This window comes from Paenibacillus sp. SSG-1 (genome assembly GCF_002224835.1).
Taxonomy (GTDB): Bacteria; Bacillota; Bacilli; order Paenibacillales; family Paenibacillaceae; genus Paenibacillus_AQ; species Paenibacillus_AQ favisporus.
The window spans coordinates 1,288,825-1,303,507 of the sequence record NZ_MBRK01000001.1; the positions used below are offsets into that span (position 1 = coordinate 1,288,825).

The following is a 14,683-nucleotide window of genomic DNA, read 5'->3' on the forward strand; positions in this document are numbered from 1 at the left end:
AAAACGGCGCAGGACATCCGCTATCACGTATCATGCCTTTCCGATCGGGAAGGGGAATTCATATATAATCAGGCACGGTGCTTTCAGGTCAAAGTACCGAGCATCGGCAGTGCGAGGGCTGTGCTGTATGACCTGCTGAGCCTGGGGAGATGCGTGGAGTACATCCGGAAGCACCGACTGACGGGCAGCATCGTTTATATCCTGGCCTGCCGGATTGGACCGATGTTCGCGTTTTATAAACGAAGACTGGAGCATATGGGAGTCACTGTGCTCGTTAACCCCGATGGGCATGAATGGAAGCGGGGAAAGTGGAGCTTACCAGTCAAAACCTATTGGAAAATATCTGAAAGGCTGATGGTCAAGCACTCCGACCTGCTGGTATGTGATTCCCGGGGCATCGAGCAATATATTCTGGAAGATTACGCCATGTACCAGCCGAAGACTACATTCATTGCGTACGGAGCGGACGTTGCTCCTTCCGTCATGAGTGAAGGGGACGAGGAGCTGGTTCGATGGATGGAACAATTTCATATCACGCCGAATCAGTATTATTTAATGATCGGGCGCTTTGTGCCCGAGAACAATTACGAAATGATCATTCGAGAGTTTATGGCTTCAGGCAGCGACAAGGATCTAGTGATGATTACCGGAGCAGAACAGAATCCGTTTTATAACGAGCTTCTGAAGAAATGCCGGTTCGATTTGGATCCCCGCATCAAATTTGTTGGAACGGTGTACAACGCCCCTCTATTAAAAAAGATCAGAGAACTTGCATATGCATATTTCCACGGGCACGAAGTAGGCGGAACGAATCCGTCACTGCTCGAGGCTCTGGCTTCAACGAAGCTTAATTTGCTGTACGACGTTATATTTAACCGGGAGGTCGGCGGGGAAGGAGCTCTTTATTTTTCATCCGATCCCGGGTCGCTTACCGCGCTGATTCAAGAAGTGGATCAGTATGAAGGAGCTAATGTGGAGGAATGGGAAGCAAGGGCCAAAAACCGGATCAAAATGGAATACAGCTGGGAGCACATTGTGGATGCCTATGAGCGGTTATTCCATCAATACAGCTATAGTCACAGTCCCAGCCGGGCATTCCGCCCAGCACGGCGAACCGCCGGAACGACTGAAGTGGAGAAGGCTGCCCAAACCGGACAGAGCAAATAAAAGGTCAAGGTCTGCTGTTATTCAAAGGCTGTTAAAAGAGAGGGGATGTTTGTCGCTTGAAGGGAATTATTTTGGCAGGAGGCAACGGCACCCGGCTTTATCCGCTGACCCGGATCATCTCCAAGCAGTTGCTACCGGTCTATGACAAGCCGATGATTTATTACCCACTATCCGTGCTGATGTTAGCCGGTATACGGGAAATTCTGATTATTTCGACACCGAAGGATACGCCGCGTTTCGAGGAACTGCTCGGAACGGGAGAACAGCTGGGGATTCGACTGACCTATGCGGTACAGGAGAAGCCGAATGGACTGGCCGAATCCTTTATTATCGGCGAGGACTTCATTGGCGCGGACCGGGTAGCCCTCATCCTCGGCGATAATTTATTTTATGGACATGGACTTACAGAGATGTTGGAGCAAGCCGGGAACCGCGAGGAGGGAGCGACGATCTTCGGCTATTATGTCCAGGACCCGGGCCGTTTTGGTGTCGTTGAGTTCAACGAAGGGGGCAGGGCTGTTTCCATCGAGGAGAAGCCACAGTTTCCGAAGTCGCATTATGCGGTGACCGGCCTGTACTTCTATGACCGGGAGGTCGTGGATATCGCCAAAAGGATCACCCCTTCGGCGAGAGGGGAGTTGGAAATCACCGATGTCAACCGTGCTTATTTGAACCGGGATCAACTGAACGTTGAAATTTTGGGAAGGGGGTTCTCGTGGTTCGATTCGGGCACGCATGAGTCGCTGCTGGAGGCTTCCCAATATATTGAAGCCATCGAGAAGAGACAGAGCCTGAAGGTTGCGTGTCTGGAGGAGATTTCGTTCAGCAGGGGTTATATAAACAGCGAGCAGCTGATGTCGCTTGGTACAGGAATGAACAACGCTTATGGCAGTTACTTGATTAAAGTGGCCCAGGGCAGCGTCAAGCCAGTTTATATGTGATTTTCCGAAGCAAACATCAGCGTTAAGTTTCAGATATTCCGCCTAGTCGGCGTAAATGAAGGTGGGAGCACTCGTGCATAAAACAATGATTGGACTAGTAAAAGAAAACCGCGGACCGGGAGCCGTGTTGAAAGAGGTTCCGGTTCCTGCCGTTGGCCCCGATGAGGTACTGGTCAAAGTGATGACCAGTTCGATCTGCGGTACAGACGTACATATATATAACTGGGATGCATGGGCGCAAAAATCCGTTACAGCCGGCTACGTGTTTGGACATGAATTTGCCGGCATCGTGGTGGAGATCGGAAGCGCGGTAACAGATGTCAGCATCGGGGATCACGTATCGGCTGAGGGTCACATGGTGTGCGGGAAATGCCGCCCCTGCCGGACGGGCAATTCCCATGTTTGCCTCAATACACGCAGCTTCGGCATTACCGCACCGGGTTGCTTCGCCGAATACGCCTTGGTAAAGGCGGACAATGTGATCCATAACCGTCTGGATCTCCCCTTTGAACTGGCTTGCCTTCAGGATCCGCTTGGCAACGCGGTTCAAACCGTCCTCTCCGGGGATATCGTTGGCAAATCGGTGGCAGTGATCGGCGCCGGACTCATCGGCCTCATGTCGATTGCGGTAGCCAAAGCTTGCGGCGCGAGCAGGGTCATTGCGGTTGACGTGAACCCATACCGGCTCGACATGGCCCGCCAGATGGGAGCCGATGTTGTAATTGACAGCTCTGTGGTGAAGCTGTCCGAAGCAATCCGGAATCATACCGCAGGCGAGGGGGCAGAGGTCGTGCTGGAAATGTCCGGACATCCGGAAGCAATCCGGGAAAGTATGATCGCCGCAGCCCATGCGGGCAGGATATCGCTGCTCGGCATTCCGACCCGTGAGGTGCCGCTCGATATGGGCCAAATTATTTTCAAAGGCCTTCGGCTGGAAGGTATAACAGGACGGCGCATGTATCAGACATGGTATCAGCTGAAGGGTCTACTGGACAGCGGGGCGCTGCATTTGGAGCGCCTGGTGACCCATACATTCACCCTGGACCGCTATGAAGAGGCGTTTGAGCTGATGCGGCAGGGACGGTGTGGCAAAATCATTTTCCTCCATGATTTCGTGAGCCGGGGGGAGATGGGGGGTAACGCCAGCCGAGATGTATATCAGGAATTGCCGCTATAACTAATCAAGCCGGCCCCTATTTTGGGGACCGGCTTGATTAGGCGCATGCCTTAATAACACTTGTCTCGTGAATTGTCCTCAGTAAACTTTATGGATCACATCCTCGAACGCCGGCTCTTCCGTATGGATGTCGGCTGCTTCGCCCCATGCGGACATCTCGCGCAGAATGTCCACCGCACGGATCTGCTGGCGGTTCGCTTCAACCCGGACGTAATCGGGTCCGGTCTCGACGACGCGGAACGCTTCCCCGGTGGGGAGGCGAACTTCCAGCGGGAGCTGGAGGCTCTCTCCTGGCGGTAAGGGGATGGACCAAGCACCAGCGAAAGTTACCCGGATCGTCGTCGGAAGACCGATTTTCTCCCGGAGTTCATCGATCGTCCCGTCATAGCTGAGCTGCCCGTGATTAATGACCATCACGCGCTCGCAGAGCTGCTCGATGTCGTCCATATCATGGGTGGTCAGCAGGATCGTCTTGCCGAACTCGGTATTCAGCGTCTTCAGAAAATCGCGGATGCTGCGCTTGGCGGTGACATCGAGGCCGATCGTCGGTTCATCCATGAACAGGACGTCCGGATCATGCAGCATCGAGGCTGCGATGTCGGCCCGCATCCGCTGTCCTAGGGACAGCTTGCGCACCGGCGTCGTCCAAAATTCCCCCAGGCCGAGCAGCTCGGACAGCTGTCCGAGACGCAGGTCCCGCTCCTTGTCCCCAACTTTGTACATATGGGCCAATATTTCGTATGAGTCTTTGACCGGCAGATCCCACCACAGCTGGCTTCGCTGCCCAAAAACGACGCCAAGCCGGCTGACGACGCGTCGCCTGTGCCGATGCGGATCGACCCCGGCGATGCGGACTTCCCCGGATGACGGATGGAGAATGCCGGTCAGCATTTTGATCGTCGTCGATTTGCCCGCACCGTTCGGCCCGATATAGCCGATAAAATCCCCCTGGTTGATCGTAAAGCTGATATCTTTAACCGCTTCCTTGACGCGGTATTCCCGTGTAAACAAGGTGCGGATGCCCGCGAAGCTCCCCTCCTTGACCACAGGCGTTTTAAACTGCTTGTGCAGCCCCCTGGCTTCAATCATCGGCTGGGGCCGATCCTTATCCGCCGACCGTTCCAACTCCGTTCGTACGGCTGCTTCTGTCATGATTCCCATATCGATCTTCTCCTTTCTAGCTTCCGGTACTTTGGTAACGGGACATGCCGAATGTCCACAATTTCATGCTGGCGAAGAGGCAGACTGCCGCTACCAGGACGATGCCAAGCAGGACCCAGGCGCCCAGCTCCCCGCGCAGAATAAACAGCGAAGGTACATAATTGACAAAACCGACGGGAATGACGACGAGCAGGACGGACCGGAGCCAGACAGGATACAAGACCAGCGGGTAACGGACCGCGGTCTGGGAGGCGTCCTCCGTCAGCGTCTGCAGCTCATTGATTCGGGTCAGCCAGAACCCGGCAGTAGCGGTGGCGAGGCCGATGGAGAACAGGATGGCTGCTCCCGTAAGGATCACCAGAAACGTGAAGGGAACCGCAATCCAGGTAATTTGCCCGGCCTGCATCATCCCGTGCAGCGCCCAGGTCAGAATAAACCCGCCCTGAAGCAGTTCCCCCGGCATCATCCGGAAGTTTTGCGACATCAGGGCAAGCAGAACGGGGACCGGCCGGGTCAGGAGCTGATCCAGGTCGCCTGACGTCAGGTAGTTCTCGAGATGATGAACATCATTGGCAAAGCTGCGGTACAGCGCCTTGGACAGCGTCATGACGGCAAACAGGTAGCCGACTTCATAGAGCGACCAGCCTTTCACCGCGCCGAACTTGTTCAGCACGATGGCAATCATGAGAAACTCGGCGATCTGGATCCCGGCGGCCAGAAACGTCCCAAGCAGAAAGTTCATCTTATACTGCATCCCGCTGCGGATACTGGATCGGATCAATACGAAATACAGATGAAGCCAATACCGAATGTTCATCCGCCCTGCACCTCCACCTTGCGGCGAACGACCGCCGTTACGCCAAGACAAGCCAAAGTCATCAGTACGCACCATACGAGAGAGCCCAGCAGCCGGGAGGCATCCTCAAACCCGAGGTAAATCCGGGTCGGTACGTACAGCAGGTAAGGGTAGGGGGAGATCCAGGAAACCGTTTGCAGCCAGCGCGGCAGCCATTCCACCGGAATGAAGAAGCCAGCCAGCAGGTTGATCAGGGCATGGTTCATCCAATACAGCCAGCTGGATTCCGTGGTCCACAAGGCCGTAGCCCCGATGATGTAATTCATGCAGATCGATAAATAGGCGGCCGCGGCCAAACCGGCCAGTGCCAGAAGCAGGGTGGTGACTTGCTGCGGAAGCGACAGGGAGAATACGAGGACGTACAGCAGATAGATCGGAACGGACTTGTACACAAACTGGTACGCGATTTGACCCCATTCCCGGCACATCAAATGAACGAACAGATGAACCGGGCGCATCAGATCCAGCGAGATCTGGCCTGTCCTGACCGATTGGGGAATGCCCAGCCCATTGGTCGTAAATCCCGAAATCCACAGCGACGCCTGGGTAAAAGCGATGTAGCCGATCATCCCGTGCACGCCGTATTCGCCGAGCGGCCTGTCCTGGCCGATGCCGATCCAGATGCAGGCATACAGGTAGCCGAACAGGGCGCTTGCAACGTTGTGCAGCATATGGGCCCCGCGGTACTGCAGGTTGCGCGCATACGCTTTTGAAGCAAGTGAGAAATAAAGCATTACACACCTCCGATAAGTTTTGTGGCGACGAGAACCGTCAACTTCAGTCAAGGCGGGTGAGTGAGAAGGATTTCCATCATACCAAAAATAGGATGGCGGTACAAGGAAAAGTTTTCGGCCGGAGGCGGATACATCCTTGTCTGCTGCCATGCGCATGCAGCGTCATGACATTCCACTATAACGCTTTCTTGCCGGTTTTACCACGTGATTTCCCACAATTATTTTTGTAATCAGAGGCGGTCTGGCGCATATTGACTTGCCCTTCCTTCCGAGTAGAATGGGAGCAAAGACGAAGTGAAAACAACAAAATGATTCGGTTTGAAGGCACCGGAGGAGAGTACCCGATGATATCATTCAAGACGCGGCCGCAGCACCGCCGCAAGACTTCCATGCAGCGCAGAAACCTGAGGGTAGCCAGCCTGGAAGGCATCCCGGCCGTGATGTTTATGACCCTGCTCGGCGGGCAGTTTTTGACCGGTTATCTGCTGTACCTTGGCGCAAGCTCAGGTGAGATTGGATTCGTGCTGGCGATCACGACTTTTGTCAATATCGTCCAAATTTTTGCCGCGTATCTGATCCAGAGGCTGCGCAGCCGGAAGTGGACGCTGGTGCTGTTCGTAGCCGTGCACCGGGTCATTTGGGGGAGCACCGGTCTCGTGCCGTTTATTGTCCCGAAGCCTTACTGGGTGCCCGCATTTATCGTATTGTACACGGTGGCCTTCATGTTCAATACGCTGGGAGGCATTCTGTGGAACTCGCTTATCAGCGATATGGTCCACCCCAAAGTCAGAGGAAGGTACTTCGGCATCCGGAACACGATTCTGAATGCGCTCGGAACGCTGGTGATGTACGGGGGTGGAGTCATCCTCGATCATGAGCCGGGCGGAAAGGGATTTCTGCTGCTCTATATCATCGTCTGGGTCTGCATTGCGGCCAATATCGCCGTGTTCTTCTTCTATCCGGACATTCCGTTTGAGCGGTCCTCGGAGAAGCGTTTTATCCCGATGCTGAAAAAACCGCTGCGCGACGCTTCTTTTCTGAAGGCGACGCTCTTCCTGGCCGGATTCCTGTTTCTGCAAAACCTGGTTGTGCCGCTGTATTCGTACGTCATGCTGGAAATGCTGCACATCAACTACCAGACGCTGTCGCTGCTGAACGTGCTGCAAACGGTGTCCATGATGGCCAGCTTCTATGTGTGGGGTAATCTGAACGTTCGGCACAGCAACCGCAGGCTGCTGTTCTGGACGCTGCCGATCATCGCATTATCCTGCCTATGCTGGGGGCTGCTGTCGGTGCTGCCGATGCTGCCTGTGCTGATTGCGGCACACATGATTTTTGGCATCGGTGTCGGCGGATTCAACCAGCTGGCGTTCAATTTCATGATCGGCGACACGCCGAAGGCGGAGCGTCCGATGTATATGGCGATGTACGCGGCGATTACGGGTGTCGCAGCATTCTTTGGCCCACTGATCGGTGGCAATCTTTACGAGCTCATCGGCCACTGGCCGGAATGGACCCGGATCTATGGCGTGCAGATCGTCGTCGGCCTGAGCATGCTGCTGCTGACGGTCAGTCTTGGCCGGAAGATTCTGCGGAATTCGTGAGGGCTCGAGAAAAAGAGGTCAATGTTCATCCTAATCGAATGCGAATGTTGAGGGTACCTCCCATAAGAAGACGGCAAATTGAGCTTCCGTCTTCTTGAGGGAGGTTTTTTGTGGCTTTTAAGTTATGCGGACGCATTCAGCAGCGGAGAGATCGAAGCCACTGCCGGAAAAGCGAAGCGGTCGCCTTTGTCCCCGAATATCCACCATTGAAATAGATTCAAGGATATTCGGGGGCAACAGCGATTGGAGGAAGGATTCGAGCTCGGAGCGTCCTCACAACCGCCAAACACAGCGCTACGAGTAAACGCCTCACACCTGCCGAGCAGGCACTTCAAGCCCAAACCAAAGCCGGCTTTTCGCGTGAACCTTCCATTCGGGGGTATAATGAATAAGTAGAGGTGAATTTAGGAGCAGGGAGGAATCATTTATGTTTATCAACCAAATGTATATAAATGGGGCCTGGAAGGATGCCGCGGAGCACATTGACGTTCTGAACCCGGCCACCGGTGACGTGATCGGCACCGTACCGAACGGCGGAGCGAAAGAGGCTGGCGAAGCCGCGGATGCGGCTTATGAAGCGTTCCCGGCATGGTCCGCGCTGACGGCGGACGAGCGGGGGGCGCTGCTGATGAAATGGCACGGACTGATCGCCGAGCATACGGACGAGCTCGCCCGGATTATGACGACGGAGCAGGGCAAGCCGCTGAAGGAAGCCGCGGGGGAAATCGGCTACGCGAACAGCTTTATTTCCTGGTACGCGGAGGAGGGCAAGCGCGTCTACGGGCAGAGCATACCGGCCTCGTCCGCTTCGCAGCGGATCTGGGTGCAGAAGCAGCCGGTCGGCGTCGTGGCGGCGATCACGCCATGGAACTTCCCGGCGTCGATGATTACCCGCAAGGTTGCGCCAGCGCTGGCCGCCGGCTGCACCGTCGTGATCAAGCCGTCCGAGGAGACGCCGTATACGGCCTTGAAGCTCGCTGAGCTCGCACACCAGGCCGGACTTCCGGCAGGCGTAATCAACGTGGTGACCGGCGAGGCGGCAGCGATCGCCGGCCGCTGGCAGCAGGACGAGCGGGTGCGCAAAATTTCCTTCACCGGCTCGACCGCCGTAGGCAAGGAGCTGATGAAGGGGGCGGCCGAAACCGTCAAGAAGATTTCCTTGGAGCTTGGCGGACACGCCCCGTTTATCGTGACCGCCGCGGCGGATCTGGACAAAGCGGTGGACGGGCTGATCAAGTCCAAGTTCCGCAACGGCGGCCAGACCTGCGTCTGCACCAACCGGGTGTATGTGGAAGAGCGGATCGCCGGCGAGTTCACCCGCAGAGCGGCGGAACGGACGGCCGCGCTTCAGGTAGGCAACGGCATGGAGGAAGGCGTGGATATCGGTCCGCTCATCAATGCCAAAGCGGTGGACAAAGTGCTGCGTCAAATTGAGGACGCCAAAGCTAAGGGCGGGATCATCGTGACGGGCGGCGAGGCGCTGCAGCATTCCGGCGGACACTTCGTGCAGCCAACCGTGATTGAACAGGCGACCGACGACATGGAATGCATGGTACACGAAACATTCGGACCGCTTGCTCCGATTACGACCTTCCGTACGCTGGAGGAAGCCGTGCAGCGGGCCAACCGCAGTCCTTACGGGCTGGCCGCTTACGTCTTCACGGAGCGGATCCAGGAGGCGCTGTACGCCGCCGAAGCACTCGAATACGGAATCGTCGGCGTAAACGATCCGCTGCCTTCCACGGCGCAGGCTCCGTTTGGCGGATTCAAGCAGAGCGGACTCGGACGGGAAGGCGGCCATTTCGGCATCGAGGAATACCTCGAGGTCAAATATGTATCGCTCCGGCTCTAACCGGAGGAGCTGCCGAAAACGCGCGGTGACTGGGCGCTGCCCCAGCATCCGGGAAATGCACCAGGCAGAGCTCCGGCCAAAATCTCATGCAAGCCGCCAATCAAAAACCAAGAAGAAGCCCGAGGTGATGATCCTCGGGCTTCTTCTCTAACAAAGCTGTTATTTCGTTGTATTTGCCGCTGTATCGGCTGCGCCTGCGTTTGCAGCCGTATCGGTTGCCGCGTTAGCCGAATCGTCCAGCGAGTTGGTGATTTTGGCTTTAGACTTGAGGTCGGCAATCCAAGTCGACGCTTTGGAAGAAATGCCTTGCGTGATCAGCGTTTCCTTGATGTCAGCCTTCTTCTCGTCGAGCGTTGCCGTGTGAGCCGCTTTGCGGTCGGTAACCTTGATGATATGGTAGCCGTTGCTGGACTGCACGATGCCGCTCATTTCGCCCTTTTGCAGCTTGAACGCCGCTTCTTCAAACGGTGCTTCCATCACACCTTTGGCAAAGAAGCCTAGGTCGCCGCCGTTGTCCTTGGAGCCTGGGTCGATCGATTTCTCTTTTGCCAGCGTGGCGAAATCGGCGCCTCCCTTGAGCTGCTTCAGGATGCCTTCGGCTTCTTCCTTCGTTTTCACCAGAATGTGGGAAGCTTTGACTTCTTCCGGCGTGTTGAAGGATGCTTTATTTTCATCAAAATATTTCTTGATATCGTCGTCGGTCACTTTGACTTCCGGTTCGAGCAGCTTGCGGAGTTGCACTTGCATGTTCATTTGCTTCTTCAGGTCTTCCACCGACATGCCCGACTGCTGCAGAGCCATCTGGAATTCCTCGTCGCTGCTGAAGCCCTTCTTGATATCGTCCATTTCCTTAGTGACGTCGGCATCGGTTACTTTAATGCCTTTTTTGCTGGCTTCCTGGTTGACCAGCTCTTCCGTAATGAGGCTGTCCAGCGTCTGTTTGCCGCCAGCGTCCACCAGTGCGTCATAGAGCTTGTCCTTTTTAATGTCCGTGCCGTTGACCGTCGCTACCGTCGGGTTGCTACCCGAATTAAAAGGAGGCTTGATCAGCACAATGACGAGAATGACGGCAAGCACGAGCGATACGGCCATCCATACCTTGCCAGTTCCGCCGGACCATGCTTTCGGAGCAGGACCGGACGCCGCAGCAGACGCTTTGGGAGCAGGCGTCTTCTCTTTATTCGGCTTCGCCGGCGTCTCGCCGTCGCGTTTCATTTCGCTGAGGACCGGTGCGCCGCTCTCGGAAGGGGCTGCCGGTTTGCTGGTCCGTTCAGATGATTCCCCCGTTGTTTCGGTATTGTTCAGCTCTTCGTTGTTTAACGATTCTCTTTCTTTGTCTGTCATTAAATCTTGTCCTCCTTTAATATATGCAAAACGCTTATGGGTTCACTTTACCAGATTTGCCGTAAATAATCCTTAAGAAGACATAAATTGTGACAGATTTTTTTTAATCCTGTTTTAAGATTCGGCTGTTTGCGGCGGTTTTAATCAGGAAGCAGACGATGTGGCCAAATAAAAGACCGCTCCGGACGGAAATGCCCCGGGAGCGGCCATAGCTATATGCCTTATCTTTGCCGTTCAATTGATACAGCGTGCGCAATACAAGGAATGCTCTCCTTCTGCTGATAGGAGAGGGGGGAGAGCAGGGCGCCTGTCGCTACGACGAGGATGCGGTTCAGCTCGCCGCGCTGCATCCGGTTCAGCAGGTGGCCGTAAGTCACGACCGCCGAGCATCCGCAGCCGCTGGCCCCGGCCTGAACATTCTGTTTACCGTAATCGTAAATCATCATGCCGCAGTCCGAATAGGTCGTCTGATGAATCGGAATGTTATGTTTCTTCAGCAGATCGTTGGCGATTTGATACCCGACCTTGGACAGGTCGCCGGTAACGATCAGGTCGTAGTAACCCGGCTCGATCTGCAGGTCGCGGAAATGCGCTTCCATTGTGTCTACCGCTGCCGGCGCCATCGCCGCGCCCATATTGAACGGGTCGCTGATGCCCATGTCGACCACCCGGCCGATCGTGGCGGAAGTGACGTATGGCCCGTCCCCGTCCTGCGACAGGACGACCGCGCCGGCCCCGGTCACCGTAAACTGAGCCGTGGGGGGCTTTTGGGAGCCGTACTCGGTCGGATACCGGAACTGCTTCTCCACGCTGGCATTATGGCTGCACGTTCCGGAGAGCACGTATTTTGCCCCGCCCGAGTTGACGATATAAGAGGCCAGCGCGAGGCTCTCCATCGACGTGGAGCATGCGCCGAACAGGCCGAGATATGGAATGGCCAGCGTTCTCGCGGAAAAGCTGCTGCTGATAATCTGGTTCATCAGGTCGCCGGCGAGAAAAAACTGGATTTGCCCCTCGGTCAGTCCGGCGTGCTGCACCGCCATTTTGGCCGCTTCCTCCATTAAAGCCTTTTCGGCTTTCTCCCAGCTGTCCTGTCCCAAATACATGTCGCCGTGGATGATATCGAAGTCGTCGGCCAGCGGACCCTGACCCTCAAACGGGCCGACGATCGCCGCTTTCGACTTGATGGAAGGCTTGTTCTCGAACACCCAGCTTTGATGGCCTTTCAGCATATGAATCCTTACCCCCCTACAATATTAGGATCAAAAATGATGTAGGCGATGCCGACGCAAAAGGCTGCGACCGAACCGAACACGATGACGGGTCCGGCAACCTTGAAGATGCTGCCGCCGATGCCGAGCACGAGCCCTTCCCGGCGGTACTCGATCGCCGCCGAAGCCATGGCGTTGGCGAAGCCGGTGACCGGGACGGCGGTTCCAGCGCCCGCCCACTGGGCAATTTTGTCATATACCCCCAAGCTGGTGAGAATGACGGAGATGATGATCATGACGCCTACGGTCGGACTCGAGGCCGCCTTTTCCTCAAAGCCCCACCAGTGGATAAACATCTGCTGCACCGCCTGTCCGAGCAGGCAGATCAGGCCGCCGACGAGAAAGGCCCTGTATAAATTTTTGAACGTAAACTTGCTGGGCTCGCGCTTTTTGGCCAATTCCTGGTATTCCTGCTGGACAGGCGTCAGTTTCTTTTTCTTTTTGCTGACCATGATGCTTCACTCCTAACGGGTTAATAATGGCTTGACGTCCGAGATAACCTGCTCCAGCTGGGCCGACACCTGCTCGTACATCGCCTTGTTCTGCTCGTTTTTGGTCGAAAGTCCGTACATCTCCAGGTCCGCCTGGCATTTTTTGAGATCTGCATACAGCATCGCTTTCTGCTGCGGCTCGGGAACCTTGATCTGATCGTCGAAGAGGTCGACGTACAGCTGTCCGTACGCATCCACCTGCCCGATAAAGACGTTGTCCAGCGATACGCCCAGCTTTTCGAGCTCGGTATGGATCCAGCGCCGGTTCAGGCCCCTTGTAGCCAGCGGCTCGTCCATGATTTTTCCGTCCAGAATGACCGTCTGCGGCTCGCTCTCCGGCCCGACCTTGATGCCGAGATGGGTGGGGGTCAGCGGTTGATTTTCTTTTTTCATCAGCACGTTGATCTGTCCGTTCGGCTCCATGATCGCAAACTCGACCTCCGCCGTTTTAAAGGCGTTTTTCCCGCGGAGCTGCTCCATAAGCTCTTCGTTCGTCAGCCGCTCCTTCTTCAGATTGTCCTCCATGATCTTGCCGTCCTTGATCAGCACGGTACTGGTGCTGTCAATGAAATCCCGGGCTTTCTTGCTCTTTAACTGCAAAAATTCAATCATGAGCGAAACGGCTACCCACACGGCGAGGGAAATGACGCCAAGGTACCAGGTGGCTTTCAAATCAAGCGAGATGGAGGCCGCCAGATCACCGATCGTGATCCCCGTAATGTACTCGAAGAAGGACAGCTGGGAGATTTGTCTTTTGCCCAAAAGACGGGTCAAGGCAAACAGAAAGACCACAGAAGCCAAAGTCCGAACGATAACCTCTATCCAATCCGGCATATCTATAAATTCCTCCATTCCAGATCTTTGCTTTAAACGCGGATAACAAAATTATTTGCAGCATCTTCTCGTTTTATGAATTTTTTGATTTCAGGCAGGTTAGATTATGTTTCGTACTTATCCTGTAAAGGAGGTGAAAGTAACAATGACCGTTGCATCCCAAGTCAAAACGACACTTGCATCCCTGAAAAGCGCCCAAGCCAGCTTGGAGACGTTTGCTCTCAGCACGCAAAACCAGGAAGCTAAAAACCTGTTCTCTCAAGCTGCCCAGCAAACCCAGCAAATCGTGCAGCAGGTGGAAAGCCGGGTACAACAGCTTGAAAACGAGGAGCCTCAATATAAAGGATTCTAATTCTTTAATTGATTCCCCACATCAGGCCATACCGCTCCAGTCCAATAACGTTTTGCCTTAAGCACCGGCTTTGCCGGTGCTTTTTGCTTATACTGCAGCTGGCAAATTCTGCTTCCGGATAAGCGTGACAAAGGCCGGGTCTTCATGGATAATATTAAAGTCATACCGCATGGCAGAAGCGGGGGTTTATAGAGAGAGGAGTACATATAGATATGAGAGCAAATCAAGGACGGCTGAATAAGCTGTTAGTTATGAGCCTGGTGCTGGGCGTGCTGTTCGTGATCATGATGGTCCTGGTCGGAGCGGACCGGATCGCCTGGTTTGACCAATCGATCATCGATGCAGTTCAGGGGATGGAGAATGAGGGGTTGACCCGGATCATGAAGGGCTTCACCTTTCTTGGGTCATCGCTTGTAGCGACGCTGCTGAGCGTGATCGCGTTCCTGTTTCTGTGGCTGGTTTTGCGGCACCGCAAGGAGCTGCTGATGTTTCTCTTGTCCGTGGGGGGATCGGAAATTTGGAATATCATCATCAAAAATTGGATGCAGCGGCAGCGCCCCACCACGCACCGGCTGATCGAAATCAGCGGATTCAGCTTTCCGAGCGGGCACTCGATGGCTGCGTTCGCCCTGTACGGGACGCTGACCTATTTGCTGTGGAGGCATATTCCCGCGCTGGCCGGAAGAATTGCGATGATCGTTATCGGGGTGGCCCTGACCCTGTTGATCGGGATCAGCCGGATCTATCTCGGGGTGCATTATCCGAGCGACGTCTTCGGCGGGTATTTGGCGAGCGCAACGTGGCTGATGCTGTCCATTTATATCTTTGAAAAGTACTGGAAGCCGAGGCCATAGGCGCCAGGAAATGAAAACCGTACATTAGGCGGCAGAAACTTGCAT

The 14,683-nt window shown here is 55.0% G+C and carries 14 protein-coding genes; 7 read left to right on the plus strand and 7 right to left on the minus strand.

The window, feature by feature from the left end:
- From cps2T to tdh, 3 genes are all read left to right on the plus strand, one after another.
- Positions 1-1,167: beta 1-4 rhamnosyltransferase Cps2T (cps2T, locus tag BCV73_RS05980; protein ID WP_256992757.1), on the plus strand; the 1,167-nt coding region annotated here is incomplete at its 5' end.
- 56 nt (positions 1,168-1,223) lie between these two features.
- The gene (gene rfbA / locus BCV73_RS05985) at positions 1,224-2,108 is read left to right on the plus strand and encodes a glucose-1-phosphate thymidylyltransferase RfbA (protein WP_089546466.1); all 885 of its coding nucleotides are present in this window, start codon (positions 1,224-1,226) and stop codon (positions 2,106-2,108) included.
- Between the two features lie 73 nt (positions 2,109-2,181).
- Positions 2,182-3,285 carry an L-threonine 3-dehydrogenase gene (gene tdh, locus BCV73_RS05990; protein ID WP_089546467.1) on the plus strand — a complete coding sequence of 368 codons (1,104 nt, stop codon included), beginning with the start codon at positions 2,182-2,184 and terminating at the stop codon, positions 3,283-3,285.
- A gap of 78 nt (positions 3,286-3,363) precedes the next feature.
- Here the strand turns inward: tdh and BCV73_RS05995 are convergent, their stop codons facing one another.
- The 3 genes from BCV73_RS05995 to BCV73_RS06005 all read right to left on the minus strand — a co-directional run bounded on the left by BCV73_RS05995 (position 3,364) and on the right by BCV73_RS06005 (position 6,036).
- On the minus strand, positions 3,364-4,374 hold the full coding sequence (locus BCV73_RS05995; protein WP_089550121.1) for an ABC transporter ATP-binding protein: 1,011 nt from the start codon (positions 4,372-4,374) through the stop codon (positions 3,364-3,366).
- A gap of 88 nt (positions 4,375-4,462) precedes the next feature.
- On the minus strand, positions 4,463-5,263 hold the full coding sequence (locus BCV73_RS06000; protein WP_089546468.1) for an ABC transporter permease: 801 nt from the start codon (positions 5,261-5,263) through the stop codon (positions 4,463-4,465).
- Positions 5,260-6,036 carry an ABC transporter permease gene (locus BCV73_RS06005; RefSeq protein WP_089546469.1) on the minus strand — a complete coding sequence of 259 codons (777 nt, stop codon included), beginning with the start codon at positions 6,034-6,036 and terminating at the stop codon, positions 5,260-5,262. The genes BCV73_RS06000 and BCV73_RS06005 overlap by 4 nt, the downstream gene beginning before the upstream one ends.
- Positions 6,037-6,380: 344 nt before the next feature.
- Here BCV73_RS06005 and BCV73_RS06010 point away from each other — a divergent pair, with 344 nt between their 5' ends.
- Together BCV73_RS06010 and BCV73_RS06015 are read left to right on the plus strand one after the other, a co-directional pair.
- Positions 6,381-7,640, plus strand: coding sequence for an MFS transporter (locus BCV73_RS06010; protein WP_076168479.1), 1,260 nt, complete (start codon positions 6,381-6,383; stop codon positions 7,638-7,640).
- A 427-nt stretch (positions 7,641-8,067) separates the two neighbouring features.
- Positions 8,068-9,492 carry an NAD-dependent succinate-semialdehyde dehydrogenase gene (locus BCV73_RS06015; protein WP_089546470.1) on the plus strand — a complete coding sequence of 475 codons (1,425 nt, stop codon included), beginning with the start codon at positions 8,068-8,070 and terminating at the stop codon, positions 9,490-9,492.
- Between the two features lie 159 nt (positions 9,493-9,651).
- On the opposite strand, the gene BCV73_RS06020 is transcribed toward BCV73_RS06015, so the two are convergent.
- The 4 genes from BCV73_RS06020 to BCV73_RS06035 form a co-directional block, all read right to left on the minus strand.
- On the minus strand, positions 9,652-10,836 hold the full coding sequence (locus BCV73_RS06020; RefSeq protein ID WP_089546471.1) for a foldase protein PrsA: 1,185 nt from the start codon (positions 10,834-10,836) through the stop codon (positions 9,652-9,654).
- 221 nt (positions 10,837-11,057) lie between these two features.
- Positions 11,058-12,068, minus strand: a complete 1,011-nt coding sequence (spoVAD, locus tag BCV73_RS06025) for a stage V sporulation protein AD (protein WP_089546472.1) — start codon at positions 12,066-12,068, stop codon at positions 11,058-11,060.
- A gap of 8 nt (positions 12,069-12,076) precedes the next feature.
- Positions 12,077-12,559 carry a stage V sporulation protein AC gene (gene spoVAC, locus BCV73_RS06030; protein ID WP_076168467.1) on the minus strand — a complete coding sequence of 161 codons (483 nt, stop codon included), beginning with the start codon at positions 12,557-12,559 and terminating at the stop codon, positions 12,077-12,079.
- A gap of 12 nt (positions 12,560-12,571) precedes the next feature.
- Positions 12,572-13,432 (minus strand): DUF421 domain-containing protein, encoded by an 861-nt coding sequence (locus BCV73_RS06035; RefSeq protein WP_076168465.1) that lies wholly within the window; start codon positions 13,430-13,432, stop codon positions 12,572-12,574.
- Between the two features lie 145 nt (positions 13,433-13,577).
- Between BCV73_RS06035 and BCV73_RS06040 the strand changes: the two genes are divergently transcribed.
- Both BCV73_RS06040 and BCV73_RS06045 read left to right on the plus strand, forming a co-directional pair.
- A complete protein-coding gene (locus BCV73_RS06040; RefSeq protein ID WP_076168463.1) occupies positions 13,578-13,784 on the plus strand; it encodes a DUF1657 domain-containing protein in 207 nt (68 codons plus the stop codon).
- 212 nt (positions 13,785-13,996) lie between these two features.
- Complete coding sequence (locus tag BCV73_RS06045; RefSeq protein ID WP_076168460.1) at positions 13,997-14,638, plus strand: phosphatase PAP2 family protein; 642 nt, start codon at positions 13,997-13,999, stop codon at positions 14,636-14,638.
- Positions 14,639-14,683 lie beyond the last annotated feature (45 nt).

Coding starts and splice junctions, on each gene's coding strand:
- BCV73_RS06000 (WP_089546468.1), bottom strand. CDS start 5,263: ATGAACATTCGGTATTGGCTTCATCTGTATTTCGTATTGATCCGATCC.
- BCV73_RS05995 (WP_089550121.1), bottom strand. CDS start 4,374: ATGATTGAAGCCAGGGGGCTGCACAAGCAGTTTAAAACGCCTGTGGTC.
- BCV73_RS06010 (WP_076168479.1), top strand. CDS start 6,381: ATGATATCATTCAAGACGCGGCCGCAGCACCGCCGCAAGACTTCCATG.
- spoVAD (WP_089546472.1), bottom strand. CDS start 12,068: ATGCTGAAAGGCCATCAAAGCTGGGTGTTCGAGAACAAGCCTTCCATC.
- BCV73_RS06045 (WP_076168460.1), top strand. CDS start 13,997: ATGAGAGCAAATCAAGGACGGCTGAATAAGCTGTTAGTTATGAGCCTG.
- spoVAC (WP_076168467.1), bottom strand. CDS start 12,559: ATGGTCAGCAAAAAGAAAAAGAAACTGACGCCTGTCCAGCAGGAATAC.
- BCV73_RS06040 (WP_076168463.1), top strand. CDS start 13,578: ATGACCGTTGCATCCCAAGTCAAAACGACACTTGCATCCCTGAAAAGC.
- BCV73_RS06015 (WP_089546470.1), top strand. CDS start 8,068: ATGTTTATCAACCAAATGTATATAAATGGGGCCTGGAAGGATGCCGCG.
- BCV73_RS06005 (WP_089546469.1), bottom strand. CDS start 6,036: ATGCTTTATTTCTCACTTGCTTCAAAAGCGTATGCGCGCAACCTGCAG.
- BCV73_RS06020 (WP_089546471.1), bottom strand. CDS start 10,836: ATGACAGACAAAGAAAGAGAATCGTTAAACAACGAAGAGCTGAACAAT.
- BCV73_RS06035 (WP_076168465.1), bottom strand. CDS start 13,432: ATGCCGGATTGGATAGAGGTTATCGTTCGGACTTTGGCTTCTGTGGTC.